Origin of the sequence: Streptomyces sp. NPDC048257 (assembly GCF_043201855.1) — a bacterium.
GTDB lineage: Bacteria > Actinomycetota > Actinomycetes > Streptomycetales > Streptomycetaceae > Streptomyces.
The window spans coordinates 130,035-149,799 of the sequence record NZ_JBICZI010000008.1 but is presented as its reverse complement, the minus strand read 5'-3'; the positions used below and the strand labels follow the sequence as shown (position 1 = coordinate 149,799).

The 19,765-nt window shown below is 71.9% G+C and carries 20 protein-coding genes and 1 tRNA gene; 10 read left to right on the top strand and 11 right to left on the bottom strand.

Annotated elements, in window-relative coordinates:
* Positions 1 to 105: 105 nt before the first annotated feature.
* Positions 106 to 2,148, bottom strand: coding sequence for a bifunctional glycosyltransferase 87/phosphatase PAP2 family protein (locus tag ACGFZK_RS18785; RefSeq protein ID WP_393849969.1), 2,043 nt, complete (start codon positions 2,146 to 2,148; stop codon positions 106 to 108).
* A gap of 107 nt (positions 2,149 to 2,255) precedes the next feature.
* On the opposite strand from ACGFZK_RS18785, the gene ACGFZK_RS18780 reads away from it, so the two are divergent.
* A complete protein-coding gene (locus ACGFZK_RS18780; RefSeq protein WP_393849968.1) occupies positions 2,256 to 2,603 on the top strand; it encodes an antibiotic biosynthesis monooxygenase family protein in 348 nt (115 codons plus the stop codon).
* Between the two features lie 81 nt (positions 2,604 to 2,684).
* Here ACGFZK_RS18780 and ACGFZK_RS18775 read toward each other — a convergent pair.
* A protein-coding gene (locus tag ACGFZK_RS18775; RefSeq protein WP_393849967.1) for an IS5 family transposase occupies positions 2,685 to 3,595 on the bottom strand; the annotation gives its coding sequence in 2 pieces (ribosomal slippage) (positions 2,685 to 3,241 and positions 3,241 to 3,595; 912 coding nt in all).
* 22 nt (positions 3,596 to 3,617) lie between these two features.
* On the bottom strand, positions 3,618 to 4,025 hold the full coding sequence (locus tag ACGFZK_RS18770) for a nuclear transport factor 2 family protein (protein ID WP_393849966.1): 408 nt from the start codon (positions 4,023 to 4,025) through the stop codon (positions 3,618 to 3,620).
* A gap of 158 nt (positions 4,026 to 4,183) precedes the next feature.
* Between ACGFZK_RS18770 and ACGFZK_RS18765 the strand changes: the two genes are divergently transcribed.
* A complete protein-coding gene (locus tag ACGFZK_RS18765) occupies positions 4,184 to 4,663 on the top strand; it encodes a GNAT family N-acetyltransferase (protein ID WP_393850079.1) in 480 nt (159 codons plus the stop codon).
* A 39-nt stretch (positions 4,664 to 4,702) separates the two neighbouring features.
* Here the strand turns inward: ACGFZK_RS18765 and ACGFZK_RS18760 are convergent, their stop codons facing one another.
* Both ACGFZK_RS18760 and ACGFZK_RS18755 read right to left on the bottom strand, forming a co-directional pair.
* On the bottom strand, positions 4,703 to 6,772 hold the full coding sequence (locus ACGFZK_RS18760) for a DHA2 family efflux MFS transporter permease subunit (protein WP_393849965.1): 2,070 nt from the start codon (positions 6,770 to 6,772) through the stop codon (positions 4,703 to 4,705).
* A gap of 134 nt (positions 6,773 to 6,906) precedes the next feature.
* The gene (locus ACGFZK_RS18755) at positions 6,907 to 7,602 is read right to left on the bottom strand and encodes a hypothetical protein (protein ID WP_393849964.1); all 696 of its coding nucleotides are present in this window, start codon (positions 7,600 to 7,602) and stop codon (positions 6,907 to 6,909) included.
* A gap of 40 nt (positions 7,603 to 7,642) precedes the next feature.
* Here ACGFZK_RS18755 and ACGFZK_RS18750 point away from each other — a divergent pair, with 40 nt between their 5' ends.
* Both ACGFZK_RS18750 and ACGFZK_RS18745 read left to right on the top strand, forming a co-directional pair.
* A complete protein-coding gene (locus ACGFZK_RS18750) occupies positions 7,643 to 7,816 on the top strand; it encodes a peptidoglycan-binding protein (RefSeq protein WP_393849963.1) in 174 nt (57 codons plus the stop codon).
* A 134-nt stretch (positions 7,817 to 7,950) separates the two neighbouring features.
* Positions 7,951 to 8,637, top strand: coding sequence for an HAD-IA family hydrolase (locus tag ACGFZK_RS18745; protein ID WP_393849962.1), 687 nt, complete (start codon positions 7,951 to 7,953; stop codon positions 8,635 to 8,637).
* A gap of 1,585 nt (positions 8,638 to 10,222) precedes the next feature.
* Here ACGFZK_RS18745 and ACGFZK_RS18740 read toward each other — a convergent pair.
* Together ACGFZK_RS18740 and ACGFZK_RS18735 are read right to left on the bottom strand one after the other, a co-directional pair.
* A complete protein-coding gene (locus ACGFZK_RS18740) occupies positions 10,223 to 10,750 on the bottom strand; it encodes a DinB family protein (RefSeq protein WP_393850078.1) in 528 nt (175 codons plus the stop codon).
* 207 nt (positions 10,751 to 10,957) lie between these two features.
* A complete protein-coding gene (locus ACGFZK_RS18735; RefSeq protein ID WP_393849961.1) occupies positions 10,958 to 11,539 on the bottom strand; it encodes a TMEM165/GDT1 family protein in 582 nt (193 codons plus the stop codon).
* A 594-nt stretch (positions 11,540 to 12,133) separates the two neighbouring features.
* Here ACGFZK_RS18735 and ACGFZK_RS18730 point away from each other — a divergent pair.
* The 4 genes from ACGFZK_RS18730 to ACGFZK_RS18715 all read left to right on the top strand — a co-directional run bounded on the left by ACGFZK_RS18730 (position 12,134) and on the right by ACGFZK_RS18715 (position 16,147).
* Positions 12,134 to 12,778: an HNH endonuclease family protein gene (locus ACGFZK_RS18730; protein ID WP_393850077.1), complete on the top strand. Its 645-nt coding sequence runs from the start codon at positions 12,134 to 12,136 to the stop codon at positions 12,776 to 12,778.
* Positions 12,779 to 12,874: 96 nt separating this feature from the next.
* On the top strand, positions 12,875 to 14,533 hold the full coding sequence (locus tag ACGFZK_RS18725) for an alkaline phosphatase D family protein (protein WP_393849960.1): 1,659 nt from the start codon (positions 12,875 to 12,877) through the stop codon (positions 14,531 to 14,533).
* A 185-nt stretch (positions 14,534 to 14,718) separates the two neighbouring features.
* Complete coding sequence (locus ACGFZK_RS18720; RefSeq protein ID WP_393849959.1) at positions 14,719 to 15,354, top strand: DedA family protein; 636 nt, start codon at positions 14,719 to 14,721, stop codon at positions 15,352 to 15,354.
* Positions 15,355 to 15,637: 283 nt separating this feature from the next.
* Positions 15,638 to 16,147, top strand: a complete 510-nt coding sequence (locus tag ACGFZK_RS18715) for a hypothetical protein (RefSeq protein WP_393849958.1) — start codon at positions 15,638 to 15,640, stop codon at positions 16,145 to 16,147.
* Between the two features lie 12 nt (positions 16,148 to 16,159).
* Here ACGFZK_RS18715 and ACGFZK_RS18710 read toward each other — a convergent pair whose 3' ends face one another.
* Positions 16,160 to 16,384, bottom strand: a complete 225-nt coding sequence (locus ACGFZK_RS18710) for a DUF2277 domain-containing protein (protein ID WP_393849957.1) — start codon at positions 16,382 to 16,384, stop codon at positions 16,160 to 16,162.
* A gap of 14 nt (positions 16,385 to 16,398) precedes the next feature.
* A complete protein-coding gene (locus ACGFZK_RS18705) occupies positions 16,399 to 17,037 on the bottom strand; it encodes a hypothetical protein (RefSeq protein ID WP_393849956.1) in 639 nt (212 codons plus the stop codon).
* A gap of 122 nt (positions 17,038 to 17,159) precedes the next feature.
* Between ACGFZK_RS18705 and ACGFZK_RS18700 the strand changes: the two genes are divergently transcribed.
* Positions 17,160 to 17,234, top strand: a complete 75-nt coding sequence (locus ACGFZK_RS18700; RefSeq protein WP_100661309.1) for a 50S ribosomal protein bL37 — start codon at positions 17,160 to 17,162, stop codon at positions 17,232 to 17,234.
* Positions 17,235 to 17,653: 419 nt separating this feature from the next.
* Here ACGFZK_RS18700 and ACGFZK_RS18695 read toward each other — a convergent pair whose 3' ends face one another.
* Positions 17,654 to 18,130 (bottom strand): hypothetical protein, encoded by a 477-nt coding sequence (locus ACGFZK_RS18695; RefSeq protein ID WP_393849955.1) that lies wholly within the window; start codon positions 18,128 to 18,130, stop codon positions 17,654 to 17,656.
* 80 nt (positions 18,131 to 18,210) lie between these two features.
* Positions 18,211 to 18,285, bottom strand: a tRNA-Val gene (locus tag ACGFZK_RS18690).
* Between the two features lie 55 nt (positions 18,286 to 18,340).
* Here ACGFZK_RS18690 and ACGFZK_RS18685 point away from each other — a divergent pair.
* A complete protein-coding gene (locus ACGFZK_RS18685) occupies positions 18,341 to 19,636 on the top strand; it encodes a hypothetical protein (protein ID WP_393849954.1) in 1,296 nt (431 codons plus the stop codon).
* Positions 19,637 to 19,765 lie beyond the last annotated feature (129 nt).

The window sequence follows — 19,765 nt, the reverse complement described above, 5'->3', positions numbered from 1 at the left end:
CCGGGGCATCCACTGCCCCGGCGCCCCTTCGGCCTCCCCCGACCCGGCCCGAGCCGGCCCAGCCCAGGCCAAGCCCGGCCAGGGCTACGGCGGGAGCCGTACCCGCTACGAGGCGGCCCGCGCCCCGGCCCGCGGCTTCCGCTCGCCCTGACCTTCGCCTTCGCCCGGTTCCTCCCCGCCCCCGCGCGGCCCGGGCAGGCTCAGCCGCAGCCCCCGCGGCCCGGACAGCACGTACACGAGCCCGAAGCCGGCCGTCACGACGACGGCCCCGCCCACCGCGTCCAGCACCCAGTGGTTGGCGGTGGCCACGATCGCGCACACCGTGATCAGCGGGTGCAGCGCCCCGAGCAGCTTCTGCCAGCCCTTCGGCGCCAGCACCACGATCACGATCCCGCACCACAGCGACCAGCCGAAGTGCAGCGAGGGCATCGCCGCGTACTGGTTGGAGATCGCGGTCATGGCCCCGTACGAGGGATTGGCCAGGTCCTGCGGCCCGTGCACGGTGTCGATGAAGTCGAGGCCGGGCATCAGGCGCGGCGGCGCGAGCGGGTAGAGCCAGAAACCGACGAGGGCGAGGACGGTGGCCAGGCCCAGGGAGGCCCGCGCCCAGCGGTAGTCGCCGGGGCGGCGCCAGTACAGGACCGCCAGGATCGCCAGCGGGACCACGAAGTGGAAGGAGGTGTAGTAGAAGTTGAAGAACGCCTCCAGCCAGGGCGTGTTGACCACGGCGTGGTTCACGGCGTGCTCGATGTCGATGCCCAGCGCCCGTTCGATGGCATGGATCTGGCTGCCGTTGCCCTCGGCGAGGCTGCGGCTGGTGGGCGCGGCGGCCCGGATGTGCGAGTAGAGCGAGTAGCCCACCCGTATCAGCAGGAGTTCCAGCAGCAGGTTCGGGCGGGACAGCACGCGACGCCAGAAGGGCATCAGCGGCACCCGGGACCAGCGGGCCGCCGCCGGGCGCCCGTAGTCGGTCGGCACGGGCTCGCGCCAGTACGGTGACGAGCGCGGCAGGAACGGCACCGCGCAGGCGGCGGCCACGGCGGTGAGCAGCAGCACGTTGTCGCGTACGGGGGCCAGCGCGGCCAGGTTCGGCAGCAGCACCGTGCTCGGCAGGGTCATGGCGAGGACCACGGCCACCGGCCATACGGAGCGGTCGGCGGCCCGCTTGCCCACCTTGCCGGCGACGGCGAGGAGCACCCACAGCAGCTGGTGGCGCCAGCCGGCCGGGGACACGGCGACGGCCACGCAGCCGGTGACGGCGACGGCGAGCAGCAGCTGGCCGTCGCGGGCGTAGCGGACCGCGCGGCGCAGGCCGAACCAGACGATGGCGCCCGCAAGGGCGGCGTAGAGCAGGATCTCGGCGGGTCCGGTCAGGCCCAGGCGCAGCAGCGCGCCGTGCACGGACTGGTTGGCGAGGCCGTCGGGGACTCCGCCGAGGCCGGTGCCGGCCAGGTGCTGGACCCAGTACGTCCAGGAGTCGCGCGGCATGGCCGCCCAGGACAGCGCGGTGGCTCCGGCGAAGGTCACGGCTGCGGTGCGCGCGGTGGGGCGGCGGCCGGTCAGCCACAGCAGCGGGGCGAAGAGCAGCAGCGCCGGCTGGAGCGCGGCGGCGAGACCGACGAGGATGCCCGCTGGCCGGTCGCCGGGCACGCGGAAGACGGCCAGCAGCACCAGCAGGACGGGCAGGACGGCGGTCTGACCGGGTGAGGCGGCCTCGCGGACGGGCAGCGAGACCATCATCAGGGCGGTGAGCACGGGCGCGGCAAGGAGCGCGGTGCGCCGCGGTACGGGGTCGGGCAGGCCGCGCGCGGCGACGAGCCCGATGGCGGCGACGCAGAGCAGGGTCACGCAGGTCCAGGCGACCTCCAGCGACGGGGCGGCGAGGCCGACCAGCGGCTTGAGGACCAGCCCGGCGAAGGGGGTGCCGGAGAACTGGCCGGTGTCGTAGACCGATCCGGGCAGGTTGCCGGGGAGGTGGAAGCCGTTCAGCCACTCGCCCGGTGGCACCCGCAGCACGGCGGCGGCCTGTCTGACGGCGAGGGCGCCCGCGAGCGCCCACAGGAGGAGGCGTGCGGCCCCGAGCCTGCTGTCATCGCCTATGACTCCGGCATGTCCGGTCGCACTGCTGTGCTCTGCCGCGTTAGCCACGCCTCGCCGGCCTCCCGCCGTGTTGACCGCAACCCTGACTTCGCCTGGCTGCCGCGCTCCATTACCCGCACGACGATATCCCCCACGGGATACCTAGGATGGCTCTCATGAGCATCGTGAAGATCAACGCACTGACGGTCCCCGCCGAGCAGCGGGACGTTCTGGAGCAGCGTTTCGCCTCCCGGGCCGGGGCGGTGGAGAGCTCGGACGGGTTCGAGTGGTTCGAGCTGCTGCGCCCCGTGGAGGGCACGGACCAGTACCTGGTCTACACGCGCTGGCGTTCGGAGGAGGACTTCCAGGCGTGGATGGAGGGGCCGATGAAGGCCGCTCACCAGGGTGGGGGCGGCGCGGCGGGTGGCGGTGAGGGCGGCGGCGAGCGCCCGAAGCCCGCGGCTTCCGCCTCGACGGTGTGGTCGTTCGAGGTCGTGCAGCAGGCGGCGCCGAAGAAGGCCTGACGCGCCCCGGGGCCCGGCCCGCATCGGGGCAGGCCCCCTGGCCGGGCCGGTGGCGCGCTCGGCGGAGCACCCGCTGGCCGGCTAGGCAGTGTCTGACAAATGATCACGGACTGGTTCGCGGAGCCAGAGGATCAGCGAGGCCAGGACGACTCCGGCGCGGTAGCGGTCGGCTAGCTTGTCGAACCTGGTCGCGATCGCGCGGAACTGCTTGAGGCGTGCGAAGCATCGTTCGACCACGTTGCGGTCGCGGTAGACCTCCTTGTCGAAGGCGGGCGGCCGGCCGCCGAGGCGCCCTCGGCGCCGACGGTTGGCCGCTTGGTCGCGGCGCTCGGGGATCGTGACGGCGATGCCCCGACGCCGCAGCAGATGCCGGATCGCCCGGCTGGAGTAGGCCTTGTCGCCCAGGACTCGGGTAGGTGTCGTGCGCGGGCGGCCGGTGTCGCCTCGCGGAACGCGGATCCCGTCGAGGACCTGACCGAATGCGGTGGCGTCGTTGACGTTGCCGGGCGTGAGCACAATCGACAGCGGCAGGCCCCGGCCGTCGACCGCGAGGTGGACCTTCGTGGTCAGCCCGCCTCGGGACCGGCCGAGGGCCTGGCGCGTCTGCGAGCAGCCCGGATCTTCCAGTTCGTCCCCGTCTGCGGCCCCCTTTTACGTGCGCCGGCAGCGTGCTGGTGGGCACGGTTGACCGTGGAGTCGACCGCGACGATCCACTCCACCCGGCCCACCGCATCATCGCGGACCTGCACATGCTCCAGCAGCCTTGCCCACGTGCCATCCGCCTCCCAGCGGGCGAACCGCTCGTAGACGGTCTGCCACGGCCCATACCGCTCCGGCAGGTCACGCCACGGAGCCCCGGTCCGCAACCGCCACAGCACACCATTGACCACCTGCCGGTGATCACGCCAAGGCCGACCACGCCCGTCTACCTGCGGCAACAAGGGCTCTATCCGCTCCCACGCCGCGTCCGTCAACTCACCTCGACCTGCCACAAGATCAATTATCAGACAGGCCTTAGGGGAGTGGCTTGCCCCAGAAGACGTCTTCCTCGTCGATGTCCGCGGTGCACTGGTCGATATCGGTGATCTTGTTGCCGATGATCGTGAAGAAGAGTCCCTGGCGGATCTCGATGCCGCGGTCACCGCGGTCGGCGCGCGCCGTGTGGAAACTCATCACGTGCCCGCGTCCGTCCGCCAGCACCGATTCCAGGTGTACCTGGAAGGTGCCGTTCGTTTCGGTGCCGAGGCGGCGGAAGAGGTCGAGGACGTTCTCCCGTCCCTTGTGGTGCCCGGACAGCGGGTTGCCGCCGGGGACGTGGTGGATGACGTCGGCCGTCAGCAACGTGCTCATCGTCTCCATGTCGCCCTTGCCGAAGGCCTCGTAGCCGCGGCGGACCAGGGCACAGTCGGGATGCTCTGACATGGCGCTTCACACCCTCCGGGTAGGCGCAGATGGACCTTTTCCTATCATCGGCCCGGCCCTGTGGATATTCCACGCGGGAGATCCGCCCCGCGCTCCACAATGACGCCATGACCACACAGAGCCGGCACTCCACACCCCCCACACCCACCACTTCCACCATGTCGTGGACCGTGACCCCCGAGGCCTTCACCACCCGGGACGCCACTGCCCTGCGCCGCGCGTACTACGCCGAGGTTGCCGGCCGGTACTGGAAACGGCAGGTCACCGAGGCCGAGATCGACCAGGGACTGCTCGACTTCCCGGACGAGGGGCTCCTCCCGCCGACGGGGCAGTTCGTCGTCGGCCGGCTGGACGGCGCACCCCTGGCGTGCGGCGGGGTCCGGCTGCTCGACCCCGCCACCGCCGAGCTCACCAGGGTGTACGTCGACCGGCGCGCCCGCGGCACGGGCGGCGGGTCGGCCCTGCTCAAGGCCCTCGAGGCGGAGGGCCGTGCGCTGGGCGCCGAGCGGGTCCGGCTGGACACCCGGTCGGATCTCGTGGAGGCCCGGTCGTTGTACGCGCGGCACGGGTATGCGGAAATACCGGCCTACAACTCCAGCCCGTACGCACACCACTGGTTCGAGAAGCGCCTGGCTTGAGCCGCGCGGGAGCCACTGCTGAAGCTGCCTCGGGAGCCGCTAGTGGGCGGCGTGGTCCCGGCGCGGCGCGGAATCGTAGGGCTCCTCGGCGTCGGAACCGCACAGCTCCGCGTTCAGCTCCCGCACCAGCTTCACCAGGTCGGTCGGCCGGTCCGGTCCCCACCAGTCGCCGAGCAGCTCGGCGAGGGACTCCTGCCGGGCAGCGGCGAGCTTCGCGGCGCTCACCCGCCCCCGGTCGGTCAGGACCAGCGGCAGCCCGTCCCGGACGGCGAGCCCCCGCTCCTCGATCTGGCGGGCGGCGTCCGTGATGATCTTCAGCGGCACATGGGTGCGCTCGGCGAGCATCGCGGGCTCCGCGGAGCCGTACTTCTTGATCCGCAGCAGCAGCCAGCTGGCGGCGGGCAGCAGGTCGTAGCCCGCCTTCTCGGTGATCTTCTCGTAGACGTGGCGGCGGCCCTCACGGGTACCGAGGACCGACAGCGCGCGGGCCACCTCGTCGTGGGAGGAGCGGTGGACGGGGTTGGAGGCCAGGGTCTCCGTCACATCGGGTGCGGTGACCGAGCCGCGGAGCTTGTCCTCCTTCAGGAACCAGGCGATCACGAAGGCGATCAGGACGATCGGCACGGCGTAGAGGAACACGTCGGTGATGGCGGTGGCGTAGGCGTCGAGCACCTGCGGTTGGAGCTCGGCGGGAAGGGCACTGATGGCCCGCGGGTCGGCCTCCAGCTGCGCCACGCTCGCACCGGCCGGCAGCGTGGCGCCCGCGAGGGCGGTGGCCAGCTTGTCGTCGAGCTGGTTGGTGAAGATCGTGCCGAAGATCGCGACGCCGAAGGAGGCGCCGATGGAGCGGAAGAAGGTGGCACCGGAGGTGGCGACACCGAGGTCGGCGTAGCTGACCGCGTTCTGCACCACCAGGACGAGCACCTGCATGACCAGGCCGAGACCGGCGCCGAAGACGAAGAAGTAGACGCTCATCTCCCAGGTCGAGCTGGTGCGGTGCAACTGGTGCAGGAGGAGCAGACCGATCGCGGTCACGGCCGTGCCCGCGATCGGGAAGACCTTCCAGCGCCCGGTGCGGCTGACGATCTGGCCGGAGACGGTGGAGGTGATCAGCATGCCGAGCACCATCGGCAGCATGTGGACGCCGGACATGGTCGGCGAGACGCCCTGGACGACCTGGAGGAAGGTCGGCAGGTAAACCATCGCGCCGAACATCGCGAAGCCGATGACGAAGCTGATCACCGAGCAGAGGGTGAAGGTGCGGATACGGAACAGTCCCAGTGGCAGCACGGGTTCGGTGGCCTTGCGCTCCACAAAGAGGAAGACGGCGAGCAGTACGGCGCCGAGGACGGCGAGGCCGATGATCCGGGCCGAACCCCAGCCCCAGGTGCCGCCGAGGGAGGCGACGAGCACGAGGCAGGTGGCGACGCAGGCGATGAGGAAGGTGCCGAGGTAGTCGATGGTGTGCTTCGAGCTGCGCGCCGGGATGTGCAGGACGGCGGCGATGACGACGAGCGCGACCAGACCGATGGGGAGGTTGATGTAGAAGACCCAGCGCCAGGACAGGTTGTCCACGAACAGACCGCCCAGCAGCGGGCCGAGCACGCTGGTCGCGCCGAACACGCCGCCGAAGAGGCCCTGGTACTTGCCGCGTTCACGGGGCGGGACGATGTCGCCGACGATCGCCATCGACAGCACGATCAGCCCGCCGCCGCCCAGGCCCTGCAGGGCGCGGAAGCCGATGAGCTGGGGCATGTCCTGGGCGAGGCCGCACAGGGCCGACCCGATGAGGAAGAGGACGATGGCGTACTGGAAGAGCCTCTTGCGGCCGTACTGGTCGCCGAGCTTGCCCCACAGGGGGGTGGCGGCGGTGGAAGCGAGCATGTAGGCGGTGACCACCCAGGACAGGTGGGCCATGCCGCCGAGGTCGCTGACGATGGTCGGCAGGGCGGTGGAGACGATGGTCTGGTCGAGTGCGGCGATCAGCAGGCCCAGCAGCAGCGCTCCGATGGAGACGAGTACCTCGCGGGAGGTGTGCTCGGCGCCGGGGCCGGTCTTCGCCGGGTCGGGAACAGGGCCCCTGGCCTCCGCGGTCATATCCTGCGCCATCGATACCTCCTCAGGCCGGATCAACATCTCCATCCTGAGCGGTGTGTCCGGTTATGGCCTCTCGGGCGGTTGGGAGGGCCCCTGCGGGTCTGCATAATCGCAGGCAAAAGCGAGGGAGGGAGTCCAGTGAGCCGTCAGCACTGTCCAGAATGCGGCGCCCCGGGCGCCGGCTGCGGGTGTGTGCCGGGTGTGGGTTTCAACCCCTTGCGCATTCGCCCGTACGTGACGTTGCCCGACCCCGGCGAGCCGGACACCCCGGCGCCCCCGCAGCCGGTGTCCGGCGTGGTGGCCCCGCCCCCGCGCCCGGCGCAGGACGACACCCCGGCGTACGGGATACCCGTGCCGCCGGCGGACGGGCCCTGGCCGGCCGGGCCGCAGCATGCGCCGCGCCCGGCCGAGACGGTCCGGCTCCGGACCGTCCCGGCAGCGGCCCACACATCAGGCGGCGGAGGGGGCGGGGGCGGGGGCGGGGAGAAGCGAACCGGCCCGGGCGCCCGAAGACCGCTGGCGCTGCTGATCGGCGCCGCGGCGGTGGTCGCCCTCAGCGGCACGGCCATGGCCGTGTGGGTGCTCCCGGGTTCCACCGGCAGCGATGCCGCGCTGGTGGACGCGAAGGCACCGGCGCCCGCGGCGAGCTCCGCCCCGCCCGCGCCCTCGGCGAGCCCGTCCCCGAGCACGAGCAGCGCATCCCCCTCGGCCTCCCCGTCGCCGAGCGCCTCGAAGTCGGCGTCGCCGTCGCCGTCCCCCTCGCCGAGCGCGTCCCGCACATCGGCGCCTCCGTCCCCCACCCCGTCTCCGAGCGCGAGCCGCGCCTCCAGTCCGCCGCCCACGAAGGGCCCGATCCTGCGGTACGGGGACACGGGCCCGGAGGTGGAGAAGCTCCAGCGGCTGCTCGCGGGGCAGGGCCTGTACCGGGGCAAGATCAACGGGCGGTTCGACTGGCGGGTGGAGGACGCGGTGTCGGAGTTCCAGTACGACAGGGGCATCGACGATCAGGAATGGGGCTTCTACGGCCCGGTGACCCGCAAGGCCCTGGAGGGATGAGGGTCACATGCCCGCTGGTGGCGCGGACCGCCCTTCATTTTGTATCGTGAGGGAACAAAGTGGTTCCGTCTTCATTCCCTGACCGGTGGACGGAACCACTTGTTTTCTTTCCCCGCCCGTCTGGAGCCCCGCCGATGCCGGCCAGCACCACCACCGCACCCGTCGCCCTCACCGCCAAGGCCCTGCTCCTGGACATGGACGGCACGATCGTCAACTCCGACGCGGTGGTCGAACGCTGCTGGCGCGACTGGGCGGTGTCCCACGGGCTGGACCCCCGGGAAGCGATGAAGGTGGTCCACGGCCGCCAGGGCTACGCCACCATGGCCGTACTCCTGCCGGACCGCCCCATGGAGGTCAATCACGCCGAGAACGCGGTGATGCTGGCCCGCGAGACGGCCGACACCGACGGCGTGGTCCCGATCGCGGGCGCCCCGGAGTTCATGGCCGCGCTCGACGGCCTCCCGCACGCCCTGGTCACCTCCGCCGACACCGCCCTGGCCACGGCCCGGATGACCGCCGCCGCCCTGCCGATGCCCGAGATACGGGTCACGGCCGAGTCCGTCCAGGCCAGCAAGCCCGACCCCGAGGGCTTCCTCATGGGCGCCGCCGCACTGGGCGTGGACCCGGCCGACTGCATCGTCTTCGAGGACTCCGCCGCGGGCATCACCGCGGGCCGGGCAGCGGGCATGCGCGTGATCGGCGTGGGCCCCCGCGCAGCCGCCCACGCCCCGACGGCCCACGTCCCGGACCTGACGGCACTCCACGTCACCACCACCCCGGACGGCTCGATCACCATCACGGTGGGGGCACCGGAGGCGTAGGGCGGGGGCTTCGTGACGCTGGGCGGTGGCTTCGGGTGGGCGGGAGCCACTTGATCGGCATCAGAGTGGCGTATGGGGGTTTCCCGTCAGTCTCATCGTCTCTCCGGTTCGGGCCGGTCCCTCAAGGGCGCTCCTTCGTCGCGTCGCTTCGCGATGTCGCTGCGCTCCACCCTTGACCGACCGTCCCGCCCCGGAAAGTCGAAGACTGTCGGGAAGCCCCCAAAAGAACGAGCCGGGCCAAGGACAAAGGGACGGCCTCGCCGGAGACGCCCGCCCGGGTCGGGCGCAAGGGGCACGACCGACAGACGGGGCCCATGTCCGCCATCGGCCGGGTCGGTGGGGCGCGCCCCATCGCTACGCGCTCCTCACCTCTCAGCGTCAGCGACCCGTCTCTGGCTGGACATAGGCCGCCCACTGCCTGGGCGCTTCCCACTCCCCACGTCCGACGACCGTCTGCGGCTGGGCACAGGCCGCCCACCGCCTAGGCGCTTCCCACTCACAGCGTCCGACGACCGTCTGCGGCTGGGCACAGGCCGCCCACCGCCTAGGCGCTTCCCACTCACAGCGTCCGACGACCGTCTGTGGCTGGACATAAGCCGCCCACAGCCTCAGCACTCTCACTTTGACTGCGACCGGCCGCCGTCAGAGGCCATTGAGAGGGGCGGTCGGCTGATTCCTCGCCTCAGTCGAGGTGTAGCCGGGTCAGCGCGAGGACGGCACCACAAACCCACACCCAAACAAGGGCAATTGGGGTAAACGGTCAGCCTTCTGGGCCGCGCACACTCACTGACCCGAGCTCACCTCGACATAGCCGCCGTCTGACGCTCCTCCACCCCCCCAGCAGCCGTCAGATGCATCGCATGAGGAGCGCCCAAGAGGTGTGGGTGGCCTATGCCCAGCCCCGGACGGTCGCCAGACGCATGTCGAGCGTCGAACCGAGGCTGTGGGCGGCCTTATGTCCACCCCCGACAGCCGTCAGACGCCATCGAAGAGAGCGCCCAGGGGTCGCGGGCGGCCTATGCCCAGCCACAGACGCTCGCCGGACGCATAGCAGGCACCGAACCGAGGTCGTGGGCGGCTTATGCCCTACCCCAGACGGTCGTCGGACGCATGTCGAGGGCCGGGCCGAGGTCGTGGGCGGTCTATGTCCAGCCCGAGACGGTCGTCGGACGCTGAGAGGTGAGGAGCGCGTAGCGATTGGACGCGCCCCAACCCGCCCGGTGCCGGTGATGGGCCTCGCCTGTCGGTCGTGCCTCTTGCGCCCGACCGGGTCGGGCTTCTCCGACCGCCCCGTCCCTGAAGGCTCCGCCCGGCTCGTTCTTTTGGGGGCTTCCCGGCAGTCTTCGACTTTCCGGGGCGGGACGGTCGGTCAAGGGTGGCCGAAGGCCATCGCGAAGCGACGCGACGAAGGAGCGCCCTTGAGGGACCGGTCCGAACCGGAGAGACGATGAGACTGACGGGAAACCCCCATACACATCCCTGATGCCGATCAAGGGGCTCCCGCCCATCCGAAGCCACCCCCACACCTCCCGATCCCGCCCCAGCAGCTCCCGCCCCCGAAACACCCGCCCCCCACCCCCAACCCCTACTGCCCCACCCGCCCGTCGATCCGCTCGCGCAGGAAGTCCGCATGGCCGTTGTGGCGGGCGTATTCCTCGATCATGTGGACCAGGACCTCGCGGAGCTCCATCGGCTCGCCGTCGTGTCCGCCGTCACCCGTGATGTCCATGCCGGGGGCCTCCGCGACGAGTTGTTCCGCGAAGGCGACTTCGGCCCGCCAGGTGGCCCACGCGTCCGCGACGACCGCCGGGTCGGCCACCGCGCCGGTGAAGTCACCCGCGCGGTCCTCCTCCGAGCGGTAGTGGCGACGTATCTCCTGGCCCGCCATGACCTGCCGGAACCAGTACTGCTCAACGCCCGCGAGGTGGCGTACGAGTCCCAGTAGCGACAGGTTGGACGGTTCCACCGAGCGCTGCGCCAGTGCCTCCGCGTCGAGGCCCGCACACTTGAGTTCCAGCGTCAGGCGCTGGTCACGCAGGTAGCCGGCGAGCACGGCGCGCTCCCCCTGGAAGCCGCCGTCGGTCCGGGCGTCCTCATCGGGGTGGACGAACATGTTGGACCAGCCGAACTGCCGGTCCTCAGCGGTCACAGACGTATGCGCGGGCTCGATGAAGGGGCTGGTGGAGGGCCTGGTGGAGGCGCTGGTATCAGTCACGGGCACGAGCGTGACCCGTGCCCTCACCTCCCGCAAGGAAATATCCGCCACCGACACCGACACCGGCACCACCCCGCCCCGCCCCCCAGCCCGCACTCCGCCCCGTCAGCCCGCGATCGCCTCGTACAGCGAGAAGGCGGCCAGCGCGGCCATGACGGCAGCCGCGATCTTGGTGATGAGCCGTAGCGGCACGTGCTTCATCAGGGTGCGGCCGCCCAGGATGCCGATGCCCGCGACCGCCCAGAGGGCGAGCACGGCTCCGATGCCGACCGAGACGGGGTCGTCGTACCGCGCGGCGAGGTTGGCGGTCATGATCTGGGTCAGGTCACCGAACTCCGCCACCAGGATCAGCATGAAGCCCGCCCCGGAGACCTTCCAGAACGACTGGTCGGCGGGCGGCTTGACCTCATCGCCCCCGTCGTCCTTCTTCAGGAGCAGCATGGCCGCGCCCAGGAGGAAGAGGACGCCGACGACGGCCTGGACGAGCCGGTGCGGGAGCAGCGTGAGGACGCTGCCTGCGGCGATGGCGAGTGCGACGTGTACGGCGAAGGCGGCTGCGACGCCCGCGAAGACGTACGAGGCGCGGTAGCGCGTGCCGAGCATCAGGCCGGCGAGGGCCGTCTTGTCGGGGAGTTCGGCAAGGAAGACGACGCCGAAGGCGATCGCCGTGATGCTGAAGCTGAACACGGGGGCGAAACCTCAATCGGTCGGGCAGGGTGCCATCGGGACCGAGAGACCTGGGGTGTTTCAGGGGTCGCTTCGGCTCGGCGGCGCCCTGGATTGCGCATGCGCGTACGAAACGCGCCTGCGCCTGAACAGGACACTGCGGCCGAAGGTCTCGCTGGCCGACCGCCTGCGCGGCCTGCCTCCGGGCGCCGGCTGGGGTGACCCAGCAGTATGTCGACGGTCCGGCGAAGAGCTACTCCCCTTCTGCTCCGAACAGAGTACGCGACGCCTACGGCCGGCCGGAATGGGCCTTTGGTCCCGCCCCGTCCCTCCTCACCCCTCCCGCCCCCTCCTGACCCCTCCCACCCCCTCTGGACCCTCCGCCCCCTCCTGCCCCCTCCTGCCCCCTCCTGCCCCGCCCCGTCCCGACCCCCACCCTCGGAATGTCAAACTCCGTTTAAATTCGGGCCGTTGACGACTTGATGTGACGTGCCCATGTCGCCAGGCTGTCACCCGGCGCCCATCCCCGCGACACCCGGCGCCGACACCATGGCCACGCCCCGCCGGGGTCGCCCGGCCACACCCCCCGCACCCAGGGAGCCCCTCATGGCACTCATATCCAATGTCTACGCGCGTCGAATTGGCGTGCTCGCGTCAGCGGCCGCACTCGCCGCACTGACCTCCCTCCTCAACGCCCCCGCCGCCCAGGCCGCCCCGCCCGCCCCCATCAGCGCCTCGGCCGCCCGCGCCTACCTGGCGACGGTCACACCGAAGGCCGAGGGCTCCACCAGCGGCTACAGCCGCGACCTCTTCCCGCACTGGAGCACCGTCTCCGGCAGCTGCAACACCCGCGAGACCGTCCTCAAGCGGGACGGCGTCAATGTCGTCCAGGACTCCGCCTGCGCCGCGGTGAGCGGAAGCTGGTACTCCGAGTACGACGGCGCCACCTGGACCGCCGCGTCCGACATAGACATCGACCACATGGTCCCGCTCGCCGAGGCCTGGCGTTCCGGTGCCAATACCTGGACCACCAGCAAGCGCCAGCAGTTCGCGAACGACCTCACACGCCCGCAGCTCATCGCGGTCACCGACAACGTCAACCAGGCCAAGGGCGACCTCGACCCCGGCAAGTGGCTGCCCTCGCGGACGACCTACCGTTGTACGTACGCACGGATGTGGGTCAACGTGAAGCAGTACTGGGGTCTGAGCATGGACTCCGGCGAGAAGACGGCCCTGGTCAACATCCTGAACGGCTGCTGACCCCAAGCCGGCCGATCTTTCCCCCGCCAGGGGGAGGCGTGGCTCCCCCCACCCGTCGTACCGTGATCGAAGGGGATACGGAGGAGGGGGAGTTGCATGGCCGGACTGCGTCTGGGGCCGCTGCTGCGCCACGTCGACTGGGACACGGGCGGGTCGGCCACGATATGGGTCGAGGCGGACCGCCCGTGCACGGCCGAGGTGCGGTGCGCGGACGGGGCGGGCGGCAGTGTGCGCACCTTCCAGATAGCCGGTCATCACTACGCGCTGGTGCCGGTGACCGGCCTGACCCCGGGCACGACCACGGCGTATGAGGTGCTGCTCGACGGCCGGCCGGTGTGGCCACTGCCCGACAGCGGCTTCCCGCCGAGCACGATCACCGCTCCGGCCGTGGCGGGCCCCGGCCGGCCCGGCTCCGGGCTGCGCGTCACCTTCGGCTCCTGCCGGCAGGCCGCGCCGCCCGCCGACCGGCGCGGGCCGCACGGCGCGGACGCGCTGGACACCCTCGCGGCGCGGCTCGCCGCCGACCCTGAGGCGGTGCGCCCGGACCTCCTGCTGCTGCTGGGCGACCAGGTGTACGCGGACGCGCTGTCCCGGGAGACCAGGCAGTGGCTCGCGGCCCGGCGGGATCTGCGGGAGCCGCCGGGCGCCCAGGTCGCGGACTACGAGGAGTACACCCGGCTCTACTACGAGTCCTGGCTCGACCCGGAGATCCGCTGGCTGCTGTCGACGGTGCCCAGCCTGCAGATATTCGACGACCACGACGTCATAGACGACTGGAACACGAGCGCGGCGTGGCTGGCGGAGATGCGGGCGACGCCGTGGTGGCGGGAGCGCATCCTCAGCGGGCTGATGTCGTACTGGGTGTACCAGCACTTGGGGAATCTCTCTCCCGCCGAGCTGGCTGCCGACGGGTTGTACGAAGCCGTCCGGCAGACCCCGGACGGTACGGAGGTGCTACGGGCCTTCGCGTCCGCGGCGGATGCCGATCCGAGCACGGTGCGCTGGAGCTACCGGCGAGACTTCGGGCGGACCCGGCTGCTGATGGTGGACACCCGGGCGGCGCGAGTGCTGGCCGAGGACGGGCGGGCGATGCTCGATCCGACGGAGCAGCAGTGGCTGCGGGAGAACGCCCTGGCCGGGCACGGCGGTTACGACCATCTGCTGATCGGGTCCTCACTGCCCTGGCTGATGCCGCCGTTGATCCACGATGCCGAGACGTGGAATGCGGCGCTGTGCCGCGGGGCGCGCGGGCCTCGGTGGGCGCGGATCGGGGAGAACCTGCGCCGGCGCAGCGATCTGGAGCACTGGGCGGCGTTCCCGGCCTCGTTCACGGCGCTGACGGATCTGATCGAGGAGGTGGGGACGGGGCCGCGGGCGCCGGCGACGGTGTGCGTGCTGTCCGGGGACGTGCATCACGCGTATGTGGCCGAGCCTCGAATACCGAGTACGGCGCGGGTGTTCCAGCTGACGTGCTCTCCGGTTCACAATTCCATCCATACCGCGGTGAAGTGGGGTTTCCGGCTGGGCTGGTCCCGGACGGGGCGGTGGCTGGGGCGCGGGTTCTCCCTGCACGGGCGGACGGGGCGGCCGCCGGTCAACTGGCGGCGTACGGGTGGGCCGTGGTTCGGGAACCAGCTGATGACGCTGGCTCTGTCGGGTCGGACGGCGCGGCTACGGCTGGACCAGGCGCGCAAGCAGCGCGAGGGGGCGGTGCTGGTGACGGTGCTGGACCGGGAGCTCACGGCGGCGGAGTAGGGCAACCGCGAGTCCGGAGGTGCGGGGCGGCGGAGTTGGCGTGGCGGCGGCGTGGGAGGCGCCCCGGGCATCCGGGGCACGAACGCCGGGCGTACGCTGTATGGCTGTCAAGCCGCTCCTGCCGCTCCCCGCGACGTCGCGGCGCTTTATGCCGCAGCACGTCAACCGGACTGGGGAGTCCCGTTTTGTTTGAGACGCTGGGTTCGCTCACCGCGAGCCCATGGATCTACGCCCTCGTGGCGGCGTCCATCGTGCTCGACGTCTTCCTCCCGGTGCTCCCGAGCGGGGTTCTGGTGATCACCGCTGCGGCGGCCGCGGCGGCTGCCGGTGCGGCGGGTCCGGTGCCCGTGCCGGCACCCGAGCAGGTGCCGGACATCCTGCTCCTGCTCGTGATCGCCACGTCGGCCTCGGTGCTGGGTGACATGGCCGCGTTCCGGCTGGCCCGGCACGGCGGAGCCCGGCTGGACCGGGCCATCGCCCGCTCCCGCCGGCTGACCCGGGCCCATGAGCGCCTCGGAACGGCTCTTGCACGCGGGGGCGGCGCCCTGGTGGTGATCGCCCGCTTCGCTCCGGCCGGGCGCTCGGTGGTGTCCCTGGGCGCGGGCAAGACGCAGCGCAAGGTGGCGGAGTTCCTGCCCTGGTCGGTCCTGGCGGGCATGGCCTGGGCCGGCTACAGCGTGGCCCTCGGCTACTTCGGCACCCAGTGGCTGGGCACTCAGTGGCTCGGCACCGCGCTTTCGGTCGTGGCCCTGTTCGCCGCTGGCGCCCTGGCGGCCTTCCTCGTCCGCCGCCCGGCCCCCGCGGCTGCGAGCGCCGCGTAGCCGGGCCTCCCGCGACCGGAGGTCTCCCGGGGCCCGGCTCCAGCATGCTCGGCTCGTGGCGGATCGGCTCGGCTCGTGCGGCTCGGCTCGGCTCGGCTCGTGCGGCTCGGCTCGGCTCGTAGCGGCTCGGCTCCCCCGGGTGGAGCAGTGGCTCACCCGTTCACCCGGCCCCGATCGCCGCCCCCGGCTTGGGCTCCTAGCGTCCAGAGGACGGCGCGTCACCGAATCCGCGTCACATCCGTGGCCTGGCCGCGCCGTTTCGACGAGCCGAGGAGTTCTCTCCATGCCCGCCAAACCGCCCGCCGCACCCCGCGCTGCCGCGCGCCGCCTGATGACCGTCGCCGCCGCGACCCTCATCGCCGCTGCCGCCGCTCCCGCCACACTCGCGTACGCCTACCCGACCGCCACCGTCTCCCCCACCAACGTCGCCCCGGGCGGCCGGGTCGCCCTCAACGTCCAGGGCTGCGGCGCGACGACCGCCCGGGTCACGTCGACCGCCTTCGGCGAGGTACGGCTGACCGCGGGCAACCAGAACGCCGCCAATCTCTTCGGCAGCGCCACCGTCTACACCAACGCCAACCCGGGGGCGCACCGCGTCGTCTTCGAGTGCGGCGGCCCCGGCGGCGAGCGCGCCACCGTATCGCTGCAGGTCACCCCGGGCGCGGCTCGCGGCGGGACGGGCGGCAGCATCGGTTCGATGAGCCCGGGGCAGATCGCCCTCGGCACCGCCCTCACCGCGGGTGCACTGGGCGCCGGTGTGTGGGTGATGCGCCGCCGCGCGGCGGCCTCGTAGGCCGGGTCCGGGTTACGCCGGGGCGGCCTGCCCCCGTACGTGCATCCCGTCGAGCAGCGCCGCGGTGGCCTCGGCGACGGCGTCCACCGCCGCGTCGAACACCTCGCGGTTGTGCGCGGCGGGCGCCCGGAACCCGGACACCTTCCGTACGTACTGCAGGGCGGCGGCGCGGATCTCCTCCTCGGTCGCCTTCTCGGGGATGGCGGGCGGACGCAGAGTCTTAATGGAACGGCACATACCCCCACTATCCGCTACCGGGGCAGCTCGGCCCCGGAAAGTTTCATGATCAAACCAGCTTGGAGGCGGGCCCGTAGCCCCGGGTCCTCGACCGTGTCCAGCAGCTCGATGGCCTGCTGGGTCGTCTCGGCGGCCCGCCGGTCGTCGCGCAGCGAGGCGGTCTGGTCGGCCATGTGCTGGAGCGCGATGTCGGCCCGCCGGTGGAAGAGCTGCCCGATCAGGGTGGTGACCACTCCCGCCGAGCTCGTGACGATCCCCAGGTACAGCTCCCCGCCTACTTCGGCCTTCCAGACGGCGAGCCCGACCCCGGCGAGCAGGATCGCCGCCCCGACCCCGGCGAACCGCTGGCTGGTCACGAAGCTGCTCCGCGCCTGGGTCAGTCCGTAGGCGTAGTACTCCACGAGCATCGGCGTGAATTCGTCCCGCCGCTCTCCGGCCTGCGCCTCGGGGTGCTGCACTCCGCCGACGTCCTGGAACTTCCGCCCCCCGGGCCCGGGCGCGGGCCGCTCCTGCGCCTCGGCAAGGCCGGCAAGCAGCCGCGCCCGCTCCTGGTCCCGTTTCCGCTCGAACCCCACCCCCAGGGACCGTTCCATCAGCGCCAGCGCCACGGCGACAACGGCCACGGCCAACCCACCCCACGCGAGCTCGCCCATCCCCCGACGATCCCACGCCGGGAACCACCGGCCAAGGGAGCGTCCATCTCCCCAAATGCGAATGAACCGCCCCGAACCTAGACTGACCGAGGCATGAAGAGTCACCGACGAGGGAGACCAGCATGGCTAAGCGAGGCAACAAGCGCCGGGCCCGCAAGAAGAAGAAGGCCAACCACGGCAAGCGCCCCAACGCCTGACCCGAAAGACCCCCGACCACTCCTGGCCCGGGGGTCTTCGCGGTCACTTCCTCTTCCGGAGCTTCCGCATCTTCGCTTCGGCTTCCTTCTTCTTCCGCTGCGCCACTCCGTAGCCGGACCAGCTGCCCTGGTGCAACTGACACCGAGAGCTGTTCACGAGCGCGGGCTTGCTGCACGGCCGCCCCGCGGCCGTCTGCGCCCCACACCTGGGCCGAGTCACGTTGCCCCCTCCTCCGACACTGCGACGGACCCCGGGATGATCTCGCTCCCCGCACCCCCGGACAAGGCGCAAACCCCGCGCCCGGAAGCACCCCCGGCACACACCGCCGGCCCGGCGTCGGGCGGTCGGAAAGACCCGCTTCCCTCGAGATGGACTCCTCACCGCTGAGCGACCCGGCGATCCCGAGGGTCCGGCCGCGTCAGGGGCCGGTCGCCGTGAGGGTGGGGCGGGTGGTGTTGATGTGGGCCGCCAGGGCGCTCAGCGAGCAGTGGATGTGGGCTCCGGGGATCGGGGCGAAGTCCTGGACCCGGGGTGCCGTGGCGAGGTAGTCGGAGGGGGTCAGGCCCCAGGCCTCGATCCGGCTCCAGCCAGCGTGAACCTCGGCGCCACGGCCGTCACTTGAAGACACGCGCAGCCATGCCGTGCACTGGTCCGAGAAGTCGTACGGCAGGTAGGCGGTGCCGCCCGTGCCGGTGAGTGCTTCGACCTGTGCGGCCCACTGTTCCAGCAGGCGCGAGAGCCTCGGGCCCAGGCCGCCGAAGGCAGTCGGGGAGTTGTCGATCGCAAGGTAGTAGGAATCGCAGGTGTGTCGGTAGGAGCCGAGGCGCAACCGGAGGTCGTTGTGGCTGCCCTTGGTGCGGACTCGCTCGAACCGGAGGGCGATGTCGGGCGCCACCGTTTCTCCCCTGCCCACCGTCGTGCGTCTTTCCGTCACGTCGAAGGCCCCCAACCAAGATCGGTTGGGGGCCTTCGTGCTGGTGGGCGCGGACGGTTTCGAACCGCCGACATCTGCTTTGTAAGAGCAGCGCTCTACCCCTGAGCTACGCACCCGTGGATGAGTGGACAGCCTACATGGCGGGCACACCCCCCACGCAAACCCGTTCCCGTGGGGGAGAATGGGTCCGGGGCATGGCGGACGCGGTACGGGAGAGGGATTGTGACGACGGCATCCCGGCGGTGGTTCGGTGGGCGGGACGAGAGTCGGCGGGCGGATGCGCAGGCGGCGAAGGATGCCGCCGCCGCGGCGTTCTACGAGCTGGACACCGCCCAGCGGGATCTGCGGATCTCGATCGAGACCATCGCCGCGGCGGACGGGTCGCCCGCCGCGCGGCAGGCGACCGAGGGGTTCGCCGCGCTGGGGCAGCGGATCGACCAGGTCAGTCATGTCTACATCGAGGCGGTCGACGCGCACGACCTGGACCGGGCGGAGTTGGAGGCCTCGGTCGCCACGCGTGCGCGGGAGCAGCTGACCCGGGCGCGCGATGAGCTGGTGCGGGTCCAGGGAGAGCTGGAGCGGTTCGCGCAGGGGCTGCAGCCGCTGCTGGACAAGGCCGAGACGCAGCTCGCGCGGGTGGCTCCGGCCCGGGAGCGGGCCAGGGCCGCGCTGATCGGGGCCAGCGACGCGCTGGACGCCGTACGGGCCAAGGGGATGCGGGCCGATGATCTGGCGGCGCGGCTGGCGGCGCTCGGCCCGGAGCTGACCAAGCTGAACCAGGGCGCGGCCCAGCACGGGGTGCAGGAGACCGTGCAGCGCGCGGACCGGATCCTGCGCGACGCGGAGGCCGTACGGGCCGAGGCGGCGCGGCTGCCCGAGCGGGCGGCGGAGATCGACCGGCGGCTGGTGAGTCTGCGGACGCGGGCGCAGGCGTTGCGCAACCGGGCGGACCGGGTGGATCCGGTGCTCAGCGAGCTGCGGCGGCGGTTCAGTGCCGCGTGCTGGCAGGACCTGCAGCACGTGCCGGACCAGGCGGTACGGGATGTGGCGCGGGCCGAGGAGCAGTTGCGGGAGGCCGGCCGGGCCCGGGACGAGCAGCGCTGGGCCGATGTGGGGGCGCTGATCGAGGCGGTCCGTGGCTCGCTGGACGCGACGGACGAGGCGGTGTCGGCGGCGCAGGACCGGCTGACGCGGCTGGAGGCGGTGGCGCGGGATCCGCAGGCGGAGGTGGACCGGACGCGCTTCGCGATCCGGGATGCGCAGCGGCTGGCGATGGCGGGGCGCAGTGTGCCGGATCCGCGGCATGCGCAGCCGCTGGACGATGCGGTGGCGCGGGTGAGCCGGGCGCTGACGGCGCTGGAGGGCCGGCACCCGGACTACTGGGCGTTCCTGCTGGAGATGGAGGACGTACGGGGTGCCGTGAACCGGGTGGTGAGCGGGATCCGGGCCGAGCGCGGGCACGCCTAGGGGTGTCTTGCCGATCAGGCCGGCCTGATCGGCAAGACACCCCCCGAGGGGCCCCTTTGGGTGCCGGGTGGGCCGGGCGGCTCGAGCGTGCCGGGGCCCGCCCGGGCCCGTGGCGGCGGGCAGGGCGGG

Coding starts and splice junctions, on each gene's coding strand:
- ACGFZK_RS18770 (WP_393849966.1), bottom strand. CDS start 4,025: ATGTCAGAGCATCCCGACTGTGCCCTGGTCCGCCGCGGCTACGAGGCC.
- ACGFZK_RS18760 (WP_393849965.1), bottom strand. CDS start 6,772: ATGGCGCAGGATATGACCGCGGAGGCCAGGGGCCCTGTTCCCGACCCG.
- ACGFZK_RS18765 (WP_393850079.1), top strand. CDS start 4,184: ATGTCGTGGACCGTGACCCCCGAGGCCTTCACCACCCGGGACGCCACT.
- ACGFZK_RS18715 (WP_393849958.1), top strand. CDS start 15,638: ATGCCCGCCAAACCGCCCGCCGCACCCCGCGCTGCCGCGCGCCGCCTG.
- ACGFZK_RS18780 (WP_393849968.1), top strand. CDS start 2,256: ATGAGCATCGTGAAGATCAACGCACTGACGGTCCCCGCCGAGCAGCGG.
- ACGFZK_RS18710 (WP_393849957.1), bottom strand. CDS start 16,384: ATGTGCCGTTCCATTAAGACTCTGCGTCCGCCCGCCATCCCCGAGAAG.
- ACGFZK_RS18725 (WP_393849960.1), top strand. CDS start 12,875: ATGGCCGGACTGCGTCTGGGGCCGCTGCTGCGCCACGTCGACTGGGAC.
- ACGFZK_RS18740 (WP_393850078.1), bottom strand. CDS start 10,750: ATGTTCGTCCACCCCGATGAGGACGCCCGGACCGACGGCGGCTTCCAG.
- ACGFZK_RS18705 (WP_393849956.1), bottom strand. CDS start 17,037: ATGGGCGAGCTCGCGTGGGGTGGGTTGGCCGTGGCCGTTGTCGCCGTG.
- ACGFZK_RS18745 (WP_393849962.1), top strand. CDS start 7,951: ATGCCGGCCAGCACCACCACCGCACCCGTCGCCCTCACCGCCAAGGCC.